The sequence below is a fragment of the Burkholderia sp. AU4i genome (assembly GCF_000466765.1).
GTDB classification, from domain to species: Bacteria; Pseudomonadota; Gammaproteobacteria; order Burkholderiales; family Burkholderiaceae; genus Burkholderia; species Burkholderia cepacia.
This window is the reverse complement of sequence record NZ_ASSI01000138.1, coordinates 1-15,848: the sequence shown is the minus strand read 5'-3', so window position 1 is coordinate 15,848 and position 15,848 is coordinate 1. Positions and strand designations below refer to the sequence as shown.

Below are 15,848 nucleotides of genomic sequence, written 5' to 3'. Positions count from 1 at the left end.
AGCGGGTATGCTTGCGGTTCGCCAGGCGTTCGCGCCCCTTCATCGATGTCAGCGAGGATCCGCATGTCCGTCAAACCTGCTCCCACCACTGTTTCGATTCACGATCTGATCGCGGGCCGCTGGAGCCCGCGCGCGTATTCGGATGAACCTGTCAGCGCCGGCGATCTGCATGCGGTGCTCGAGGCTGCCCGCTGGGCACCGTCTGCGTACAACGCGCAGCCGTGGCGCTTCATCGTATTCGACCGCACGCAGGACGAAGACGCATTCAAGCGCGCGTTCGCGACGCTGGTGCCGTTCAACCAGGGCTGGAATGCGCCGGCGCCCGTGTTGATCGCCGTGACCGCGCACACGCTCACGCCGAAGGGGGAACCGGCACCGACCGCGCTGTACGACGCGGGCGCCGCCGCGATGTCGCTGGTGCTGCAGGCGCACGCGCTGGGCCTGGCCGCCCACCAGATGAGCGGCTTCGACGCGAAGGCGTTCCGGGACGCGTTTGCGATCCCGGCCGACGTTGCGATTCCCGCGATCATCTCGCTCGGTCACTACGGCAACGTCGACAAGCTCGATCCCGTGTTGCGCGATCGCGAGAAGGCGCCGCGCACGCGTCATGCGATCGGCGAGGTCGTCTATGCGGGCGCGTGGAAGAAGGGCTTCGACGCGGCGGCCTGACCTGCCCGGAGGGGGCTGCGTCGCGCATCCCGTCCGCCTGTCTTCCCGGCGCGCCCGTCTGCGCGCCGTCGCCACCGGGGCCCGCTGCGCGGTACCGGTGGCCGGCCCCGGTTGTGATCCCGCGGGCTTCATGTTAAAAAGCCCGTCCTTTCCGTTTTCGCGCCGGCCCTGCTGCGGCAATTTCCCATGACTTACTGCGCGATCGATTTCGGCACGTCCAATTCCGCCGTGGCGCTGCCCGACGGCGATGGCATGCGCCTCGCGCCCGTCGAGGGCGACCACCTGACGCTGCCCACCGCGATCTTCTTCAACAACGACGAAGAGACGGTCGAATACGGCCGTGCGGCGCTGGCTTCCTACATCGACGGTTTCGACGGCCGGCTGATGCGCTCGATGAAGAGCATTCTCGGCTCGCCGCTCGCGGAAACGACGACCGATCTCGGCGACGGCAGCGCGATCGCGTACACCGACATCATCGCGCGCTTCCTGACGCACCTGAAGCGCAAGGCCGAAACCCGCGCGGCTGCGCCGATCGGTCGTGCGGTGCTCGGCCGGCCCGTGTTCTTCGTCGACGACGATCCGCGCGCCGACCGCCTTGCACAGGACCAGCTCGAGGCTGCCGCGCGATCGGTCGGCTTCACGGACGTTCAGTTCCAGTACGAACCGATCGCGGCCGCGTTCGACTACGAATCGCGTCAGCAGGCGGAGCGCCTCGTGCTCGTTGCCGACATCGGCGGCGGCACGTCCGACTTCTCGCTGGTGCGCGTCGGGCCCGAGCGGATGGCGCGGCTCGAGCGCAAGGACGACGTGCTGGCCCACCACGGCGTGCACGTCGCGGGTACCGACTACGACCGGCGTGTCGAGCTGGCCGCGATCCTGCCCGCATTCGGCTACCGTTCGCTCGATCCCGAAGGGCGCGAGTTGCCGAACAAGATCTACTTCGATCTCGCGACCTGGCACCTGATCAACACGGTCTACACGCCGAAGCGGCTCGGCGAGCTGAAGCTGATGAAGCACCTGTACCGCGATGTGCAGCAGTACGACCGGCTCACGACCGTGGTCGAGCAGCGGCTCGGGCATGCGTTGATGGCGCGCGCGGAGGAAGCGAAGATCGGCGTCGCGGCGGGCGGGGAGACGATGATCGACCTGAACGACGTGGAAGAGGATCTGCAGATCGCGTTCGATGCCGAGCGCCTCGTCGATGCGAGCCACGACGACACCGCCCGCATCGTCGATGCCGCGCGCGAGACGGTGCGGCTTGCGGGTGTCGCGCCGCGCGATGTCGGCGCACTGTATTTCACCGGCGGCTCGACGGGGCTCGCATTCCTGTCGGGGGCGCTCGCAGGTGCATTCCCGGATGCGCAGCCGGTGTTCGGCGACCGCCTCGCGAGTGTCGCGACGGGGCTCGGCATTCACGCGCAGCGATTGTTCGGCTGAATGCGGGCGGCTGAAAGGCCGTCATGCCGGGCGACCGGCGCCGAAAAACAAAAAGCCCCGCCGAAGCGGGGCTTTTTTACACGAATTATCGCGCCAAGCTTAGACCGGACGGATGTTCGCAGCTTGCAGACCCTTCGGGCCCGTCTTCACTTCGAATTCAACCTTCTGGTTTTCTTGCAGCGTCTTGAAGCCTTCGACGCGGATTTCCGAGAAGTGCGCGAACAGATCGTCGCCGCCGCCTTCCGGGGTGATGAAGCCGAAGCCCTTTGCGTCATTGAACCACTTGACGGTACCGGTTGCCATGTTACTTGTTCCTAAAAAGATAAAACGGGGCCGAAGCCCATGGTGTGCGGAAAATCAAGGAAGGGGTAATAGGACCAACCGGAGTACCGTTGATGGGCGAACTACGAAAGAACCAATTCACTCGCCACTTGAAATCCTGCGAAGTCCTTTATACGGCTTATCACCCGCGTGGTCAACCGTATTTCCATGGACTCAGGGTTATTGCGGAGATCAGGTTTACAAAGCTTGCAAACGATGCGAATTTTTTGTAGGGGCCGAACGATTTTGGCGCCACGCCCGAGGTGCAACCGTTAAACTACGCGCCGCGCGGACGGGTTGCCCTGATCGGGTGACGCGTCCCCCCAAGAATGCGTGCGCGGTGCAGTCCGAGCCGATCCCGGACCGCGGGCCGACCATGCTTTTTGAGACACAGGAGAGGATGTGAAGAGTTCTATTCAACGGAACATCGGCCCGTTTGCATTGATGCTGACGGGGCTGGGTTCGATTATCGGCTCGGGCTGGCTGTTCGGCGCCTGGAAGGCCGCAAAGATCGCCGGTCCGGCAGCGATCTGCGCATGGATCATCGGCGCGGTCGTGATTCTCGCGATTGCACTGACGTATGCGGAATTGGGTGCGATGTTCCCCGAGTCGGGCGGCATGGTGCGCTACGCGCGCTACTCGCATGGCTCGCTGGTCGGTTTCATCAGCGCGTGGGCGAACTGGATCGCGATCGTATCCGTGATCCCGATCGAGGCTGAAGCGTCGATCCAGTACATGAGCACGTGGCCGTATCCGTGGGCGCATGCGCTGTTCGTGAACGGCGAGCTGACGACACCCGGCCTGCTGTTGTCGGCCGTGCTGGTCGTCATCTACTTCTTGCTGAACTACTGGGGCGTGAAGGCGTTTGCCCGGGCGAACACCACGATCACGATCTTCAAGTTCCTGATCCCCGGCCTCACGATCCTCGGCCTGATGCTGACGAGCTACCATCCGGAAAACCTCGGCACCGCATCCAATGCAAGCTTTGCGCCGTACGGCTGGTCGGCGGTGCTGACCGCGGTCGCGACAAGCGGCATCGTGTTCGCGTTCAACGGCTTCCAGAGCCCGGTGAACCTCGCGGGCGAAGCGCGCAACCCGTCGCGCAGCGTGCCGTTCGCGGTGATCACGTCGATCCTGATCGCGCTCGTGATCTACGTACTGCTGCAGATGGCGTACATCGGCTCGGTGAATCCGGCTGACGTCGCGCAGGGCTGGTCGCACTTCAACTTCAAGTCGCCGTTCGCCGAACTGGCGATCGCGCTGAACCTGAACTGGCTCGCGATCCTGCTGTACGTCGACGCGTTCGTCAGCCCGAGCGGCACCGGCACGACGTACATGGCGACCACCACCCGCATGATCTACGCGATGGAGCGCAACAACACGATGCCGAAGATGTTCGGCAACGTGCACCCGCTCTACGGCGTGCCGCGCCAGGCGATGTGGTTCAACCTGCTGGTCTCGTTCATCTTCCTGTTCTTCTTCCGCGGCTGGAGCTCGCTCGCGGCGGTGATCTCGGTCGCGACGGTGATCTCGTACCTGACCGGCCCGATCAGCCTGATGGCGCTGCGCCGCTCGGCGACCGACATCGAGCGTCCGCTGTCGATTCCGCTGATGAAGCTGATCGCGCCGTTCGCGTTCGTCTGCGCGTCGCTGATCCTCTACTGGGCGAAGTGGCCGCTGACGGGCGAGATCATCCTGCTGATGATCGTCGCACTGCCGGTGTACTTCTACTTCCAGGCGAAGTCGGGCTGGACCGGCTGGGGTGCCGACCTGAAGGCCGCATGGTGGCTGGTCGCGTACCTGCCGACGATGGCCGTGCTGTCGCTGATCGGCAGCAAGGAGTTCGGCGGTTACGGCGTGCTGCCGTACGGCTGGGACATGCTGATCGTCGCCGCAATCTCGCTGGTGTTCTACTTCTGGGGCGTGAATACCGGCTACCGGACCCAGTATCTCGACGAGCGTGAATCGCACGACGAGATCCTCGAGGGGGTCGGTGCCTGACGCGTGACCTGTCGCCGGATTCGGCGGCGGCAGCCAGCAGCGGAAAAAAAGCCCGCCCGAGCATCGCTCGGGCGGGCTTTTTATTGGCGGTCGACGGTTGTCGCGCGACGCTCAGGCGGCCGCGCTCGCGAACACGTAGTTCGTCATCGCGAGCACTCGCTGGTACGTACCGAGCGACTGGATGCCAAGCTGGTAGTCGTCGTCCGCCGCGCCGAGCGCCGTGAACACCGGCAGCAGATGCTCGTCGGTCGGATGCATCAGCGCGGCATGCGGCGCCTGCCGACGGTAGTCGAGCAGCGCGTCGACGTCGCGCGCGGCCAGCTTCGCCTCGAACCAGTCGGTGAATTCCGCGACGCGCGGGTCCGCATCTTCCGGTGCCGCACCGAAATCGGCGGCGCGCAGGTTGTGCGTGATCTGGCCGGAGCCGATCACCATCACGCCTTCGTCGCGCAGCGGTCGCAGCGCGCGGCCGAGCGCGAAGTGGTGCGCCGCATCCGCGCGCGGCTGGATCGACAGCTGTGCCACCGGCACGTCGGCTTCCGGGAACATCAGCAGCATCGGTACCCACGCGCCGTGGTCGAGGCCGTGCTCGGTCGTCGCGGTGGCGATGCCGGCCGCATTCAGCAGTCCGGCCGCGCGCTCGGCGACGTCGGGCGCGCCGGGCGCCGGGTAGCGGATGTCGTACAGCGCCTGCGGAAAGCCGTAGAAGTCGTGGATCGTTTCGGGATGCGCGGCGACGCTGGCAACGGGACGCTGCGTGCCCCAGTGCGCGGACAGCATCAGTACCGCGCGCGGGCGCGGCAATTCGGCGCCAAGGTGGGTGAACGCGCCGGACGGCAGCGTCGGGTCGATCGGCAGCGTCGGGGCGCCGTGGGACAGGTAAAGCGAAGGCAAGCGGTTCATGGTGGTGGCCTGCAAAGGGATTTGCCTGTGACTATAGGCGCGCACCGGGCATTGATAAATCCGTCGCGTGGAATTTGATTGAGTCGTATTGGTTGATAATCGGGCCAATTTCACGAACGCGAGGGCGGACGGGGGCTTGAGATGGCCGAATCAGACCGGAAGGCAGGTGAATCGACGAAGATGCGCGAAGAACGGCACAGAAGCGCCGCGGCGAGCGGCTTACTGCGCCGGCCGGATGCCGGCCCACGGCGCCGTCATCGGTGTACTGAGCGCGAACAGGTCGAGCACGCGGGTGACGGTCTGGTCGACGAGTTCCTCGATCGTCTTCGGCATCGCGTAGAACGCGGGTAGCGGCGGGAAGACGATGCCGCCCATTTCGGTCACGGCGGTCATGTTGCGCAGATGCGCGAGGTTGAACGGCGTTTCGCGCACCATCAGCACGAGGCGGCGGCGCTCCTTCAACGTGACGTCGGCCGCGCGCGTGATCAGGTTGTCGGACAGCCCGTGCGCGACGCTCGCGAGCGTCTTCATCGAGCAGGGCGCGATCACCATCCCGTCGGTCGCGAACGACCCCGATGCGATCGTCGCGCCGACGTCGCGCACCGAGTGCACGACGTCCGCACGGCTTTCGATTTCGGCCTTCGACAGCTTCAGTTCGTGCTGGATGTTGAGCCAGCCGGCGTTCGAAATCAGCAGGTGCGTTTCGACGCCGCCGGCGGCGCGCAGCAGGTCGAGCAGCCGTACGCCGTAGATCGCGCCGGTGGCGCCGGTGATCGCGACGATCAGCCGGCGTGGCGGCGCGCTGGGAGATGCCATCGAAAAGGGGGCGGGGCGTATTACGCGGCGGCGAACAGTTGCTGCAGTTCGCCCGACTGGTACATCTCCATCATGATGTCCGAGCCGCCGATGAATTCGCCCTTCACGTAGAGCTGCGGGATGGTCGGCCAGTTCGAGAATTCCTTGATGCCCTGGCGGATCTCGTCGTCTTCGAGCACGTTGACCGTCTTGAACTGATCGACGCCGCAGGCCTTCAGCACCTGGATGGCGCGGCCCGAAAAGCCGCACATCGGGAATTGCGCGTTGCCCTTCATGAAGAGCACGACCTGGTTTTCGTCGACGATTTGCTTGATACGTTGTTGGGTGTCCATGACTGACCTTGCGTTTGCGGGGCGTTAGATCGAAATGATAGCGGATTTCAACCGGACGGGCCGGGCATCAGCCCGGCAGGCGGCCGCCTGTCGTGCGTTCGATTGCGGCCAGATCGGCGAGCGATTCGACCGCGACGAAGCCGTGCGATGCGAGTATGGCGCGCACGGCCTCGGCCTGGTCGTAACCGTGCTCGATCCAGAGCGTGCCGCCCGGTTTCAGGTAAGTGCCGGCGCCCGCGACGATCGTTCGGATCGCGCTGAGGCCGTCGGCATCGTCGGTGAGTGCGCCGCGCGGCTCGAAACGCAGGTCGCCCTGCGTGAGGTGCGGATCGTGCTGCGCGATGTACGGCGGATTGCTGACGATCGTGTCGAAGGCGAGCGCAGGATCGAGCGCCGCGTACCAGTCGCTCTGCAGCCAGTGCAGCGGGCCGCCGGGGCGGTGCGCGTCGAGCAGCTTGCTTGCGTTGCGTTGCGCGACCTCGAGTGCGGCCGGCGAACGGTCGAGCGCCCACACGCGGGCGTCGGGCCGCTCGGCGGCGATGGAGACGGCAATCGCGCCGCTGCCCGTGCCGAGATCGAGCACCGCCGGATGCGGCAGCCCGTCGATCGCATCGAGTGCGGCTTCGACGAGCAGTTCGGTTTCAGGGCGCGGGATCAGCACGTCGGGCGTCACGTCGAACGGCCGGCCGAAGAATTCGCGCATCCCGACGAGCTGCGCGACCGGCTCGCCGGCCATGCGGCGCGCCTCGAGCGTGCGGTAGCGTTCGACCGCGGTCGCGTCGAGCGGCGCGTCGCCGCGCGTGATCAGTTGCGTGCGGGTCCAGCCAAGCGCGTGCGCGAGCAGCACGCGCGCATCGACCGCGTCGAGCGCGGACGCGCGCAGCAGTTCGTCGGCGGTCGTGTCGGGCATCGTGACCTCAGTCGGCGTCGCCGAGCGACGCGAGCAGTTCGGCCTGGTGCTCGCTGACCAGCGCGCTGATCAGTTCGTCGAGGTCGCCGTCCATGATCGCCTCGAGCCGGTACAGCGTCAGGTTGATCCGGTGGTCGGTCATCCGGCCCTGCGGGAAGTTGTACGTGCGGATCCGTTCCGAGCGGTCGCCGGAGCCGATCAGGCTCTTGCGCGTCGCGGCTTCCTTCGCGTGCTGCTCGTGATACTGCTTGTCCTTGATGCGCGCGGCGAGCACCTTCAGCGCGCGATCCTTGTTCTTGTGCTGCGAACGGTCGTCCTGGCACTCGACGACGATCCCGGTCGGGATGTGCGTGACGCGCACCGCCGAATCGGTCTTGTTGATGTGCTGGCCTCCCGCGCCGGACGCGCGGAACGTGTCGATCCGCAGGTCGGCCGGATTGATCTCGACCTCGCCGATTTCGTCGGCTTCCGGCATCACCGCGACCGTGCACGCGGACGTGTGGATGCGCCCTTGCGTCTCGGTTGCCGGCACGCGCTGCACGCGATGGCCGCCCGATTCGAACTTCAGGCGCGAATACGCGCCCTGGCCCGCGATCCGCACGATCACTTCCTTGTAGCCGCCGAGATCCGATGCGCTCTCCGACATCATTTCGACCTGCCAGCGCTGGCGTTCCGCGAAGCGCAGGTACATGCGCAGCAGGTCGCCGGCGAACAGCGCGGATTCGTCGCCGCCCGTGCCCGCACGGATTTCGAGGAAGATGTTGCGGTCGTCGTTCGGATCCTTCGGCAGCAGCATCTTCTGCAGCTCGGTCTCGAGGCGGGTCATGCTCTCGCGCGCGCTGCGGATTTCGTCTTCCGCGAAGTCGCGCATCGACAGATCGCCGAGCAGCTCCTGCGCGGCCGTCTCGTCGTTGCGCGCCTGGCGCCACAGCGCGTACTGTTCGACGACCGGGCCGAGTTCCGCATGTTCGCGTGTCAGCTTGCGGTACTGGTCGAGGTCGGCCGTGACGTTTTCGCGGCTCAGCAGGTCGTTCAGTTCGGCCAGCCGTGTGGAAAGCTGGTCGAGCTTGCGTTGCATGCTCGTCTTCATGGTGTGGAGCGGCGCTCCCGGGCAAGGGGTATTCGGAAAGGATAGGCCGGCGGCGGGACAACGACCGGCCGGCGGCAGGGCGACCGGGCGGCGCTAGTGGCCGGATTGGTCGTTCGAGCGCGGCGCGTGCTGGTAGAAGCCGCGCATCAGGTCGATCAGCGAATCGCGATCGGCGCCGTTCACGCGATTGAGCGCGCTCGTCGGGCCGTGGATCAGCTTGTTGGTCAGCGCTTGCGACAGTGCTTCGAGCACGGCAGCCGGATCGTCGCCGCGCGCGAGCAGTTTCTGCGCTTTCTCGACTTCGGCCCGGCGCAGCGCGTCGGCCTGCGTATGCATGTGACGGATCACCGGCACGACGCTGCGCGTGTCGAGCCATTGCATGAAATTCTGCACGCGCGTTTCGATGATCGATTCGGCCTGCGCAACCGCAGCCTGGCGCGATGCGTTGCCTTCGCGCACGATCGCGCCGAGATCGTCGACGGTATAGAGGAACACGTCCTTCAGCTTGCCGACTTCGGGCTCGATGTCGCGCGGCACCGCGAGGTCGACCATGAAGATCGGCCGGTGGCGGCGTGCCTTCACCGCGCGCTCGACTGCGCCGAGGCCGATGATCGGCAGCGTCGACGCCGTGCACGACACGATGATGTCGAATTCGTGCATGCGGGTCGGCAGATCCGAGAGCGGCATCGCGCGGCCGCTGAAGCGTTCGGCCAGGCGCTGACCGCGTTCGGCCGTGCGGTTCGCGACGACGAGTTCGCGTGGGCCTTGTGCGGCGAAGTGCGTCGCGCACAGCTCGATCATCTCGCCGGCGCCGATGAACAGCACGCGCTGATCGGACACTTTTTCGAAGATCCGCTGCGCGAGGCGCACCGCGGCGGCGGCCATCGACACCGACTGCGTGCCGATTTCGGTCGTGCCGCGCACTTCCTTCGCCACCGCGAACGTGCGCTGGAACAGCTGGTTCAGGTAGGTGCCGAGCGCACCGGCTTCCGTCGCGGTGCGGACGGCATCCTTCATCTGGCCCAGAATCTGGGTTTCGCCCAGCACCATCGAATCGAGGCCGGATGCGACGCGGAACGCGTGCCGGACTGCTTCCGACTGCGGCAGCGCATAGACGTGCGGTGCGAGCTCGTCCACCGGAATCCGGTGATACTCCGACAGCCAGCGGACCGCGCCTTCGCGTGCGGCGCGATCATCGGTCGCGCAATACAGTTCGGTTCGGTTGCAGGTGGAGAGGATCGCCGCTTCGGGCGTGTTGGGCGCCTGGGGGCCGAGAAACACGTTCTTGAACGTGACGAGAGCCGGCTTGATCTGCTCGAGCGGAAACGCCACGCGTTCGCGCAAGGCGACAGGCGCAGTGTGGTGATTGATTCCGATCGTGAGGAGTTGCATATCGAGGGCTATCGTTTAGCCCCATATTATAGCGTTTCAGCGATTTCCTCACTCGCGGCATACCGGGCATCGGCGTGGCGGGGCCGGGAATTTGGGGGCTCGATCGGCACGCGGTCGAGCTGATAGCCATAGCCGTAGAGCGGCAGAAGCCGGTAGCCGCGCTCCGGAAGCAGGTGCAGCTTGCTGCGCAGCCGGGACGCGTGGGTATCGAGCGTGCGCGACTTCGTGTCGCGGCGGCGCGCCCACACCGTTTCGAGAATATGGGCGCGCGACACGGGCCGCGACAGGTTCGCGAACAGCAACTGCGCAAAACGGAACTCCTTCGGCGTGAGTGAAACGATTGCGTTGCCGAAGCGAACGAGGCAGTGCGTGGCGTCGAAAGCGTATTCGCCATACATTTCGCGCGAGCGGGCCGGCGGCCGGCGCACGCCGGCGCGCCGGCTCAGCGCGTTGACGCGCGCGAGCAGCTCGGGCCCGCTCACCGGGCGCACGAGGCAATCGTCGGCGCCCGCGTGCAGGCACGATACGATCTCGCTTTCGCGCGGCATCTGCATCACGGCGATCGCCGGCAGCCCGGGCAGGACTGCCTGCGCGCGCGGAATGACTTCCTCGGCCGGCTGGTCGCCGGCCCAGTGGCCGGTGATCAGCATGTCGCAGGTATTGGCGGCGAGCCACTCGAAGAACGCCGTACTGGACGGAAACGCGTGGCATACGTGACCGCCCGCAAAGAGCAGGCGGTTCAGGAGCGCGGCATGGCGCGCGTCCGGATCGATCAGAGCGATTCGCATGAGAATTTCTTCAATACGGCAGCTGGTGCGCGCTTGCCATAACGTCGAGTCGGCCCCTACACTCGAACGTTCGCGGCACCCGGCTGGTCTTGGGTTCGATGGATGAATCGATGCTAGCCGCTGGCAACGTTCACGCCTATGGGACGAATCCGAATTTATCGAAGGCGTTGAATGAACTGGTTTGGAATCCTTGTCCTGGGAGCGGCCGTCGGGCTGTTCGGCCGATGGCTGCATCCGATGCGGCGCACGGCCCGGCCGGCGTGGTGGATCGCGGTGCTCGCCGGTATCGTCGGCGCGGCCGCGGCCCGCATGGCCGGCAATCTCTCTGGACTGTTTTACGATGGCGAGACGCTCGAATGGCCGGTCTGCACCGGCGTCGCGTTCCTCGCAGTAGCCGTGACGGTTGCGCTGTCGGCCCGTCGCTGAATGCTCTCAGGTGAAATCATGAATGCCCGTCTTCCCGAAGTCTCGCCGGTGCCGGCCCGTCTCGCGCTGCTGCGTGGCGCGATGGTCCGCGAGAACCTGGCCGCCTATCTCGTGCCGTCCGCCGATCCCCATCTGTCCGAGTATCTGCCGGAGCGCTGGCAGGCCCGCCGCTGGCTGTCCGGCTTCACGGGCTCGGTCGGCACGCTGGTCGTAACCGCGGATTTCGCGGGGCTGTGGGTCGACAGCCGCTATTGGGTGCAGGCCGACGCCGAACTGGCCGGCACGGGCGTGCAACTGATGAAGATGACGGGCGGGCAGCAGAGCGCGCCGCACGTCGACTGGCTCGCGCAGAACGTGGCGGCGGGTGCAACCGTCGGCGTCGATGGCGCCGTGCTCGGCGTCGCGGCCGCACGCGGGCTGACGGCCGCGCTGAACGCGCGCGGCATCGCGCTGCGCACCGATCTCGACCTGCTCGACGCGATCTGGCCCGAGCGGCCGGGGCTGCCCGGCGATGCGGTGTTCGAGCACGCGGCGCCGCAGGCCGACACGACGCGCGCGAGCAAGCTGGCCGAAGTGCGCCGCGCGATGCGTGCGCAGGGCGCGCAGTGGCATTTCGTCTCGACGCTCGACGATCTCGCATGGCTGTTCAACCTGCGCGGCGCCGACGTCAACTTCAATCCCGTATTCGTTGCGCACGCAATGATCGGCGCCGATCGCGCGACGCTGTTCGTCGCCGACGGCAAGGTGTCGCCGGCACTGGCCGCGTCGCTCGCGCAGGACGGCGTCGACGTTCGCGCCTACGACGCCGCGCGCGCCGCGCTCGCGGCACTGCCCGACGGCGCGACGCTGCTGATCGATCCGCGCCGCGTGACGTTCGGCACGCTCGAGGCCGTGCCGGCCGGCGTGAAGCTCGTCGAGGCCGTGAATCCGTCGACGTTCGCGAAGTCGCGCAAGACATCCACCGAGATCGAGCATGTGCGCGTGACGATGGAGCACGACGGCGCCGCGCTCGCGGAATTCTTCACCTGGTTCGAACAGGCCGTGAACCGCGAGACGATCACCGAGCTGACGATCGACGAGAAGCTCACTGCCGCGCGCGCGCGACGCCCCGGCTACGTGTCGCCGAGCTTCGCGACGATCGCGGGCTTCAACGCGAACGGCGCGATGCCGCATTACCGCGCGACGCCGGAGTCGCACGCGACGATCGCCGGCGACGGGCTGCTGCTGATCGATTCGGGCGGCCAGTACGTGACGGGTACGACCGACATCACGCGCGTCGTGCCGGTCGGCACCGTCAGCGACCTGCAGCGGCGCGATTTCACGATCGTGCTGAAATCGATGATGGCGCTGTCGCGTGCCCGATTCCCGCGCGGTATCCGCTCGCCGATGCTCGACGCGATCGCGCGCGCGCCGATGTGGGCGGCCGGGCTCGACTACGGGCACGGCACGGGGCACGGCGTCGGCTACTTCCTGAACGTGCACGAAGGCCCGCAGGTGATCTCGCACTACGCGCCGGCCGAGCCGTACACGGCGATGGAAGAGGGCATGATCACGTCGATCGAGCCGGGCGTGTACCGTCCCGGCCAGTGGGGCATCCGGATCGAGAACCTGGTCGTGAACCGCGCGGCCGGGCAGACCGAGTTCGGCGATTTCCTCGCGTTCGAGACGCTGACGCTGTGCCCGATCGACACGCGCTGCGTGCTGATCGAGATGCTGCATGAAGAAGAACGCGCGTGGCTGAACGCATATCACGCAACGGTGCGCGAGCGCGTCGGCCGGCACCTGAGCGGCGACGCGAAGGCGTGGCTCGACGCGCGCACGCAGCCGATCTGATGCAACGCGCGGTAGCGGCCGAGTAACGATTGGATAGCGGTCGAACGACGGCCGGACAATAACGACGAGGGCAAGCAATGGCGGACACTGCAGTGATCGTGGTCGACATGCAGCGCGGGCTGGTGGAGCGGGCGAGGCCCGCGTACCGGCTCGATGACGTGGTGTCGGGCATCAACCGGTTGACGGCGGCGGCGCGTGCGGCGAACGCGCCCGTGTGCTTCGTGCAGCACGACGGCGACGCGGACGACGACGTCGTGCCCGGCACGCCGGGTTGGGAGCTGCACGCGGGGCTGGTCGTCGGGAACGGCGACTGGCGGGTGCGCAAGCAGATGAGCGATTCGTTTCACGATACGCCGCTTGCGGCGCAACTCGAGCGCCACGGCATTCGGTCGGTGCTGATCTGCGGTTATGCGACCGAGTTCTGCGTCGATTCGGCCGCGCGCCGCGCAGCGCTGCTCGGCTACCGGACGACCGTCGTGTCCGACCTGCACACCACGAACGAGCGCACGCACCTGTCGGCCGCGCAGATCGTCGCGCATCATCACTTCGTATGGGAAAACAATTCGCTGTCGGGCAACCCGGTGACGCCGCGCCCGCTCGCGGACGTCCTTGCGACGGAGTTCGCATGACGATCAAGGCCGTGGTATTCGATTTCGGCGGCGTGCTGATCGACTGGAGCCCCGAGTACCTTTACCGGGAACTGATTCCCGACGACGCCGAGCGTCGCTGGTTCTTCACGCATGTGTGCACGATGGACTGGGTGGTCCGCCAGGACGGCGGGCAGACGATCGAAGAGGGGACGGCCGAACTCGTCGCGAAGTTTCCGGCGCACGAGGGGCTGATCCGCGCGTTCTATGCGCGCTGGCACGAGATGATCGGCGGCGTGCTCGACGAAGGCGCCGCGCTCGTCGACCGGCTCGACGCGCAGGGGATGCCGCTGTTCGGGCTGACGAACTGGTCCGCGCAGACGTTTCCGTATGCGTGGGACAACTTCCCGGTGCTGCGGCGTTTCAGGGACATCGTCGTGTCGGGCCGTGTGAAGCTCGTGAAACCCGATCCGGCGATCTACCGCGAGATGCATGCGCGGATCGAGCCGCACTTGCCGGGCATCGCGCCGCACGAACTCGTGTTCATCGACGACAACGCGAAGAACGCCGCGGCCGCGACGGCGCTCGGCTGGCACGGCATTCATCACACGAGTGCGGCGGCGACCGAGGCACGGCTGCGCGACCTGGGCGCGCTGGCGTAAGCGGCAAGCGGGCAGCCAGCCGCCGGATAAAAAAACGGGCCAGCGGCCCGTTTTTTGTTGTTCCGCTTCCGGAGCGAGACCAGCCTCGGCGCCCGTTCCTGCGTTGCCGCAGTGCCGGGCGCCGGGGCCGCGCCGCTCAGCGGCTGATCGGCTTGTAGCGCAGACGCTTCGGCTTCGCGGCTTCCTCGCCGAGGCGCGCACGCTTGTCGGCTTCGTATTCCTGGTAGTTGCCGTCGAAGAACGTGACCTGCGAATCGCCTTCGAATGCTAGGATGTGCGTCGCGATCCGGTCGAGGAACCAGCGATCGTGCGAGATCACCATCACCGAGCCCGCGAATTCGAGCAGCGCGTCTTCCAGCGCGCGCAGCGTTTCGACGTCGAGGTCGTTCGACGGTTCGTCCAGCAGCAGCACGTTGCCGCCCGAGATCAGCGTCTTCGCGAGGTGCAGGCGGCCGCGTTCACCGCCGGACAGGTTGCCGACGATCTTCTGCTGGTCGCCGCCCTTGAAGTTGAAGCGGCCGATGTACGCGCGCGACGGCGTTTCGTACTTGCCGACCGTCAGCACGTCGGCGCCGCCCGAGATTTCCTCGAACACCGTCTTCGAACCGTCGAGCGCGTCGCGGCTCTGGTCGACGTACGCGAGCTTCACCGTCGGGCCCATCACGACTTCGCCCGAATCCGGCTGTTCCTTGCCGGTCAGCATCTTGAACAGCGTCGACTTGCCGGCGCCGTTCGGGCCGATGATGCCGACGATCGCGCCGGCCGGGATCTTGAAGCTCAGGTTGTCGATCAGCAGGCGGTCGCCGAACGACTTGCTGACGTTCTTGAACTCGATCACTTCATTGCCGAGGCGTTCGCCGGCCGGAATGAAGATTTCCTGCGTCTCGTTGCGCTTCTGGTATTCCTGGCTGCTCAGCTCCTCGAAGCGCGCGATACGCGCCTTCGACTTCGCCTGGCGGCCCTTCGGGTTCTGGCGCACCCACTCCAGTTCCTTCTTGATCGCCTTCTGGCGTGCCGATTCCGACGCTTCTTCCTGCTTCAGCCGCTCTTCCTTCTGGTCGAGCCAGCTGCTGTAGTTGCCCTTCCACGGAATGCCGTGGCCGCGGTCGAGTTCGAGAATCCATTCGGCTGCGTTGTCGAGGAAGTAGCGATCGTGGGTGACCGCGACGACGGTGCCCGGGAAGCGCACCAGGAACTGCTCGAGCCAGTCGACCGATTCGGCGTCGAGGTGGTTGGTCGGTTCGTCGAGCAGCAGCATGTCGGGCTTTTCGAGCAGCAGCTTGCACAGCGCGACGCGGCGCTTCTCACCGCCCGACAGGTGCTCGATCTTTGCGTCCCACGACGGCAGGCGCAGTGCGTCGGCGGCCACTTCGAGCTGCTGCTCGGGGCTGCCGCCGTCGCTCGACGCGAGGATCGCTTCGTACTTCGCCTGCTCGGCGGCGAGCGCGTCGAAGTCGGCGTCCGGCTCGGCGTACGCCGCGTAGATTTCTTCCAGCTTCTTGTTGGCCTGGAACAGGTCGCCGAGGCCTTCCTCGACGGCTTCGCGCACGGTCTTCGTCGGGTCGAGCTGCGGTTCCTGCGGCAGATAGCCGATGTTCAGGTTCGGCATCGGCGTGGCTTCGCCTTCGATGTCCTTGTCGACACCCGCCATGATGCGGATCAGCGTCGACTTGCCCGAGCC

Annotated in this window: 16 protein-coding genes; 7 read left to right on the top strand and 9 right to left on the bottom strand. The window is 66.4% G+C overall.

Annotated elements, in window-relative coordinates; genetic code table 11:
• Positions 1-63: 63 nt before the first annotated feature.
• Positions 64-669: a nitroreductase family protein gene (locus L810_RS28895; RefSeq protein ID WP_021161795.1), complete on the top strand. Its 606-nt coding sequence runs from the start codon at positions 64-66 to the stop codon at positions 667-669.
• A gap of 186 nt (positions 670-855) precedes the next feature.
• Positions 856-2,106: an Hsp70 family protein gene (locus L810_RS28890; RefSeq protein ID WP_021161794.1), complete on the top strand. Its 1,251-nt coding sequence runs from the start codon at positions 856-858 to the stop codon at positions 2,104-2,106.
• Positions 2,107-2,205: 99 nt separating this feature from the next.
• Here the strand turns inward: L810_RS28890 and L810_RS28885 are convergent, their stop codons facing one another.
• A complete protein-coding gene (locus tag L810_RS28885; protein ID WP_006477070.1) occupies positions 2,206-2,409 on the bottom strand; it encodes a cold-shock protein in 204 nt (67 codons plus the stop codon).
• Between the two features lie 420 nt (positions 2,410-2,829).
• Here L810_RS28885 and L810_RS28880 point away from each other — a divergent pair, with 420 nt between their 5' ends.
• Complete coding sequence (locus L810_RS28880; RefSeq protein ID WP_021161792.1) at positions 2,830-4,428, top strand: APC family permease; 1,599 nt, start codon at positions 2,830-2,832, stop codon at positions 4,426-4,428.
• Between the two features lie 111 nt (positions 4,429-4,539).
• Here L810_RS28880 and L810_RS28875 read toward each other — a convergent pair whose 3' ends face one another.
• The 7 genes from L810_RS28875 to L810_RS28845 form a co-directional block, all read right to left on the bottom strand.
• Positions 4,540-5,331 (bottom strand): DODA-type extradiol aromatic ring-opening family dioxygenase, encoded by a 792-nt coding sequence (locus L810_RS28875; RefSeq protein WP_042976606.1) that lies wholly within the window; start codon positions 5,329-5,331, stop codon positions 4,540-4,542.
• Positions 5,332-5,550: 219 nt separating this feature from the next.
• Positions 5,551-6,147: a UbiX family flavin prenyltransferase gene (locus tag L810_RS28870; RefSeq protein WP_021161790.1), complete on the bottom strand. Its 597-nt coding sequence runs from the start codon at positions 6,145-6,147 to the stop codon at positions 5,551-5,553.
• A 20-nt stretch (positions 6,148-6,167) separates the two neighbouring features.
• Positions 6,168-6,479 carry a Grx4 family monothiol glutaredoxin gene (gene grxD / locus L810_RS28865; RefSeq protein ID WP_021161789.1) on the bottom strand — a complete coding sequence of 104 codons (312 nt, stop codon included), beginning with the start codon at positions 6,477-6,479 and terminating at the stop codon, positions 6,168-6,170.
• 67 nt (positions 6,480-6,546) lie between these two features.
• Positions 6,547-7,389, bottom strand: coding sequence for a peptide chain release factor N(5)-glutamine methyltransferase (gene prmC, locus L810_RS28860; protein WP_021161788.1), 843 nt, complete (start codon positions 7,387-7,389; stop codon positions 6,547-6,549).
• Positions 7,390-7,396: 7 nt separating this feature from the next.
• Positions 7,397-8,479: a peptide chain release factor 1 gene (gene prfA, locus L810_RS28855; protein ID WP_021161787.1), complete on the bottom strand. Its 1,083-nt coding sequence runs from the start codon at positions 8,477-8,479 to the stop codon at positions 7,397-7,399.
• Between the two features lie 93 nt (positions 8,480-8,572).
• Complete coding sequence (hemA, locus tag L810_RS28850; protein ID WP_021161786.1) at positions 8,573-9,871, bottom strand: glutamyl-tRNA reductase; 1,299 nt, start codon at positions 9,869-9,871, stop codon at positions 8,573-8,575.
• A gap of 26 nt (positions 9,872-9,897) precedes the next feature.
• Entirely contained in the window at positions 9,898-10,659 is a 762-nt protein-coding gene (locus L810_RS28845) for a response regulator transcription factor (RefSeq protein WP_021161785.1), read from the bottom strand.
• A gap of 171 nt (positions 10,660-10,830) precedes the next feature.
• On the opposite strand from L810_RS28845, the gene L810_RS28840 reads away from it, so the two are divergent.
• The 4 genes from L810_RS28840 to L810_RS28825 all read left to right on the top strand — a co-directional run bounded on the left by L810_RS28840 (position 10,831) and on the right by L810_RS28825 (position 14,167).
• Complete coding sequence (locus L810_RS28840; protein ID WP_021161784.1) at positions 10,831-11,085, top strand: hypothetical protein; 255 nt, start codon at positions 10,831-10,833, stop codon at positions 11,083-11,085.
• 18 nt (positions 11,086-11,103) lie between these two features.
• Positions 11,104-12,918, top strand: coding sequence for an aminopeptidase P family protein (locus L810_RS28835; protein WP_042976603.1), 1,815 nt, complete (start codon positions 11,104-11,106; stop codon positions 12,916-12,918).
• A gap of 77 nt (positions 12,919-12,995) precedes the next feature.
• A complete protein-coding gene (locus tag L810_RS28830) occupies positions 12,996-13,547 on the top strand; it encodes a cysteine hydrolase family protein (RefSeq protein ID WP_021161782.1) in 552 nt (183 codons plus the stop codon).
• Positions 13,544-14,167 (top strand): HAD family hydrolase, encoded by a 624-nt coding sequence (locus L810_RS28825; RefSeq protein ID WP_021161781.1) that lies wholly within the window; start codon positions 13,544-13,546, stop codon positions 14,165-14,167. Before L810_RS28830 ends, L810_RS28825 begins: the two co-directional genes overlap by 4 nt.
• A 136-nt stretch (positions 14,168-14,303) precedes the next feature.
• On the opposite strand, the gene ettA is transcribed toward L810_RS28825, so the two are convergent.
• On the bottom strand, positions 14,304-15,848 hold a 1,545-nt coding region (gene ettA / locus L810_RS28820; protein ID WP_042976600.1), incomplete at its 5' end, for an energy-dependent translational throttle protein EttA.

What these genes read in the sequence shown, in the direction of transcription:
- L810_RS28895 (WP_021161795.1), top strand. Translation starts at nt 64, where the DNA reads ATGTCCGTCAAACCTGCTCCCACCACTGTTTCGATTCACGATCTGATC.
- L810_RS28890 (WP_021161794.1), top strand. Translation starts at nt 856, where the DNA reads ATGACTTACTGCGCGATCGATTTCGGCACGTCCAATTCCGCCGTGGCG.
- L810_RS28885 (WP_006477070.1), bottom strand. Translation starts at nt 2,409, where the DNA reads ATGGCAACCGGTACCGTCAAGTGGTTCAATGACGCAAAGGGCTTCGGC.
- L810_RS28875 (WP_042976606.1), bottom strand. Translation starts at nt 5,331, where the DNA reads ATGAACCGCTTGCCTTCGCTTTACCTGTCCCACGGCGCCCCGACGCTG.
- L810_RS28870 (WP_021161790.1), bottom strand. Translation starts at nt 6,147, where the DNA reads ATGGCATCTCCCAGCGCGCCGCCACGCCGGCTGATCGTCGCGATCACC.
- grxD (WP_021161789.1), bottom strand. Translation starts at nt 6,479, where the DNA reads ATGGACACCCAACAACGTATCAAGCAAATCGTCGACGAAAACCAGGTC.
- prmC (WP_021161788.1), bottom strand. Translation starts at nt 7,389, where the DNA reads ATGCCCGACACGACCGCCGACGAACTGCTGCGCGCGTCCGCGCTCGAC.
- prfA (WP_021161787.1), bottom strand. Translation starts at nt 8,479, where the DNA reads ATGAAGACGAGCATGCAACGCAAGCTCGACCAGCTTTCCACACGGCTG.
- hemA (WP_021161786.1), bottom strand. Translation starts at nt 9,871, where the DNA reads ATGCAACTCCTCACGATCGGAATCAATCACCACACTGCGCCTGTCGCC.
- L810_RS28845 (WP_021161785.1), bottom strand. Translation starts at nt 10,659, where the DNA reads ATGCGAATCGCTCTGATCGATCCGGACGCGCGCCATGCCGCGCTCCTG.
- L810_RS28840 (WP_021161784.1), top strand. Translation starts at nt 10,831, where the DNA reads ATGAACTGGTTTGGAATCCTTGTCCTGGGAGCGGCCGTCGGGCTGTTC.
- L810_RS28835 (WP_042976603.1), top strand. Translation starts at nt 11,104, where the DNA reads ATGAATGCCCGTCTTCCCGAAGTCTCGCCGGTGCCGGCCCGTCTCGCG.
- L810_RS28830 (WP_021161782.1), top strand. Translation starts at nt 12,996, where the DNA reads ATGGCGGACACTGCAGTGATCGTGGTCGACATGCAGCGCGGGCTGGTG.
- L810_RS28825 (WP_021161781.1), top strand. Translation starts at nt 13,544, where the DNA reads ATGACGATCAAGGCCGTGGTATTCGATTTCGGCGGCGTGCTGATCGAC.